At 37.2% G+C, this 3,954-nt stretch carries 3 protein-coding genes; 1 reads left to right on the forward strand and 2 read right to left on the reverse strand.

Features of this window, described 5'->3' with window-relative positions; translation table 11 throughout:
* Positions 1–202 precede the first annotated feature (202 nt).
* Complete coding sequence (gene guaB / locus ACY65O_RS20425) at positions 203–1,690, reverse strand: IMP dehydrogenase (RefSeq protein WP_462222707.1); 1,488 nt, start codon at positions 1,688–1,690, stop codon at positions 203–205.
* 179 nt (positions 1,691–1,869) lie between these two features.
* Here guaB and ACY65O_RS20430 point away from each other — a divergent pair, with 179 nt between their 5' ends.
* On the forward strand, positions 1,870–2,991 hold the full coding sequence (locus tag ACY65O_RS20430; RefSeq protein ID WP_462222708.1) for a T9SS type A sorting domain-containing protein: 1,122 nt from the start codon (positions 1,870–1,872) through the stop codon (positions 2,989–2,991).
* 22 nt (positions 2,992–3,013) lie between these two features.
* On the opposite strand, the gene dprA is transcribed toward ACY65O_RS20430, so the two are convergent.
* The coding region (gene dprA, locus ACY65O_RS20435; RefSeq protein WP_462222709.1) for a DNA-processing protein DprA at positions 3,014–3,954 on the reverse strand (941 nt) is incomplete at its 5' end.

A 3,954-nucleotide genomic window follows, 5' to 3' on the forward strand; every position in this document is an offset into this window, starting at 1 on the left:
TAACTTGTTGCAGATCTGGAAAACCATTGGTGGCTGTTTAGTTTTTAAACACGGCTGACCCAACGGGCAAAATAACGGAGGTTTAATTATCGTTTTCAAATAAAAGTCTCTTGCCTTTTATTGAATGTTGAACATTGAGCATTGTTCATTGAATATTTTTCTTCTCTATGATCAAGTTCTTGCCAGCGCTAAGAGCAGAGTCTTATCGTGAATAATTCGGCGCTTCCTTAGTAATCTCAATATCATGTGCATGGCTTTCTCTCATACCTGCATTAGTAATTTTTACAAAAGTTGCTTTTTGTAATTCGCTGATATTTTTTGCACCGCAATAGCCCATGCCTGCCCGTAAGCCGCCGGTAAACTGGTGTACAACTTCGCTTAAATTTCCTTTAAATGCCACACGGCCTTCAATACCTTCGGGTACAAACTTTTTAATATCATCTTCCACATCCTGAAAGTAACGGTCGCTGCTGCCCTGTGCCATAGCACCCAGACTTCCCATGCCACGGTACTGTTTAAATTTACGGCCTTCGTAAATAATTGTTTCGCCGGGACTTTCTTCTGTACCGGCAAAAATATTACCCATCATTACGCAACTTGCACCTGCAGCTAATGCTTTTACCATATCGCCGGTATAACGAATGCCACCGTCGCTGATGATACCAATATTTTTATTTTTTAAAGCTGCCGCTGCTTCCATTACCGCAGTTATTTGTGGTACACCTGTGCCGGCAACTACTCTTGTTGTACAGATAGAACCTGGGCCTATGCCCACTTTCACCGCATCGGCACCGGCATCGGCCAATGCTTTTGCACCAGCGGCAGTACCTACATTGCCTGCAATAACCTGTATATTTTTGTAAGCTTTTTTTATGGCTTTTAAGGTATCCATCACGCCTTTGGTGTGGCCGTGTGCACTGTCTAAACAAATAACATCAACACCAAAACTGTTTAGTGCTGCTACTCTTTCAATACTGTCTTTTGTAATGCCAACGCCTGCACCAACCAATAATCTTCCTGATGCATCTTTAACCGCATTGGGATGCGATTTTAATTTTAAAATATCACTGTAAGTAAAAAGGCCCGTTAATTTCCCCTGCCTATTTATGATGGGTAATTTTTCAACTTTAGTTTGCTTAAATAATTGTTCTGCTTTTTTTAAATCGGTGCCTTCAGGTGCAGTAAACAAATTTTCTTTAGTCATTACCGTACTCACTTTAGCTTTGTAATTGGTTTCAAAACGTAAATCACGGTTGGTTAAAATGCCTACTAATTTATGTTGGGCATCTACAATTGGAATACCACCAATTTTATTTTCTTTCATCAGCCGTACTGCTTCGCCAATGGTAGCATCAGGCGAAAGTGTGATGGGGTCAGAAATTAAACCATTCTCACTTCTTTTTACTTTACGTACCTGTGCTGCCTGGTTTTCTATACTCATATTTTTATGCAGAATACCCAGGCCGCCTTCTCTTGCCAATGCAATAGCCAGCGCTGCTTCGGTAACCGTATCCATTGCGGCACTTAATAACGGCACATGCAATGTAATGGTTTTGGTGAGCCGGGTGTTTATATCCACTTCACGGGGTAAAATTTGAGAATAGGCTGGCATTAGTAACACATCGTCAAATGTTAAACCTTCGCCGAAAAATTTTTGAGATTGGTTGGAGGAGTAATTTATTGTTGCCATAGGCGAAGATAAGGCAATAAATTTAAATTATTAATTAGGCAATAATAATGAGAGTATACCGTTTCTTTATATACCCCCAGCAATAGATACCTATTCTTTTTATTTAAAGAATATTTAGATACTCCGCTAACAGTAGTTATCTGTTAAATCAATTGCAAATTCGGGTCATATATTTTATAATGGGACTTAGACTTTACATTAGTATTTTATTTTTATTTAATACATTTTTTGTAAAATGTCTGTATAGCCAATGTACAATTAACCAACTAAATAATCCCGGTTTTGAAACTCCTGTTCAACCTTTGGTTGGTGATAATGCAACAGGAAGCTCTACATTTAATGGCTGGGTAATGCCTGGAGGTTCACATTTCAACATAGTTAAAACTGACGGTTCGGTTTATGGGGAAGGACCGGATACTGCAGCTGACGGCACTCAATATGCAGAAGTAGCAAAAAACAATGATTATATCCAGCAAAATTTTACTTTAACCTGCTCATCCGATATAAATTTTAGCGGCTTTTTTTCTATAAGAGAATTAGGGGGCAGCGGGTTTAACAGTTATATAGATATTATTAATTCATCCTCCACAGTGGTCGCCACTTCAACTGTACTAACTTATGTGGGTAATGAAAATCAAAAAGTGTGGAGCCAGGTAACAGGTTCAGCTAATTTGCCGGCCGGCACTTATACATTTAGATTTTATGTAGATAATTTTGCAAATTGTGATGCAGGATTTTTATGTTTTATCCCGAATTGCGTATTACCAGTAAAAATAAATTTATTTGAAGGGTCTGTTGCAAATTGTACTTCTAAAATAAAGTGGACGTCACAGTCTGAAATTAATTTGAAAGCATATCAGGTGGAATACAGTACTAACGGAACTGATTTTACAACCCTAGGAACTGTTAATGCTGCCAATAATACTTCTGCAAGTAATAATTATGAATTTGTGCAACCTGCAGCAGTTTCTGGTATAGGAATTTACCGGTTGAAAATGATTGACAACGATGGTAAATATAAATACTCTGACAGGATAGTATTAAATGTGCATTGCAGTGGAAACGATGTTTTAATTTATCCAAATCCCACAAAAGAGTTTATAAATGTAAGTATTCTAAACCCTGCTGTTTCATATACTGCAACAGCAAAACTTTATACAGTTGGCGGTCAGTTAGCAATAAATAAAACAGTAAAGAACGGGTCAAATAAAATTGATATAAAAAAGCTCTCTTCAGGTGTGTATTATCTGATAATTGCAGATACTGAAGAAAATAAAAAGTATAAAATTGTGAAGGAATAATTTAAAAAGGCGGGTTTGCATCTTATACCAGTTTATAAACTTTACCTGGTAAAGATGCAACCACGCTCTGCATTTCCAGCATTAGCAATGCAGTGGCTACAGCACTGCTGCTTAAACCACTTTTAAAATACAGCTCATCTATCTGAATATTTTCACGCTGTTGCAAAATATCAACAATAATTTTTTCATCAGGTGTTAGTTCAATAAATAATTCACGCTGTTTTTTCTTTTGATTTTTTTCTTTTGGATCCCAGTTCATTAATTCCACTAAATCGTTGGCGCAGGTAATTAAGGAAGCTTTGTTTTGTTTGATAAGATAATTGCAGCCCTCACTTTTTGTATCGGTTATTTTACCGGGTACGGCAAATACATCTTTGTTGTAGCCATTCCCTAATTCGGCGGTAATTAATGAGCCGCCTTTTTTGCCGCTTTCAATCACAATTAATGCATCACACATGCCTGCAACAATTCTGTTACGTTTAGGAAAATTTTGTTTATCAGGATTGGTGTTGCTGATAAAATCGGTGAGCAATCCGCCCTGCTCTGTCATTTGTTTAGCAAGGGTTTTATTTTGTGTGGGATAAATCCTGTCTAACCCATGTGCCAGCACGCCAACAGTTTGCAAATTATTTTTTAAAGCCGCTTTGTGTGCAATGGTATCAATACCAAAAGCAAGGCCGCTTACTACTAAAATATTTTGTTCGGTAAGATCTGCAATTAATTTTTCGGTAACCGCTTTACCATATTCACTACAGTTTCTTGTACCAACAATCGAAATTATTTTAGCAGTATTTAAATCGGCTGTACCCCGGTAATATAAAATAACAGGGCTGTCGTAACAATTTAATAAACGCTGCGGATAATTTTTACCGGTAAGAAAAAGCGGGGCAATTTTATATTTTTCAATAAATTTTATTTCTGCTTCGCTGCCGGTAAAATCTGAAAATGCTTTAATGCTGTTTG

The sequence above is a fragment of the Ferruginibacter sp. genome (assembly GCF_031430955.1).
GTDB lineage: Bacteria > Bacteroidota > Bacteroidia > Chitinophagales > Chitinophagaceae > Ferruginibacter.

Excerpts from the sequence above, each read along its gene's own strand:
- guaB (WP_462222707.1), bottom strand. The coding sequence starts at position 1,690 with ATGGCAACAATAAATTACTCCTCCAACCAATCTCAAAAATTTTTCGGC.
- ACY65O_RS20430 (WP_462222708.1), top strand. The coding sequence starts at position 1,870 with ATGGGACTTAGACTTTACATTAGTATTTTATTTTTATTTAATACATTT.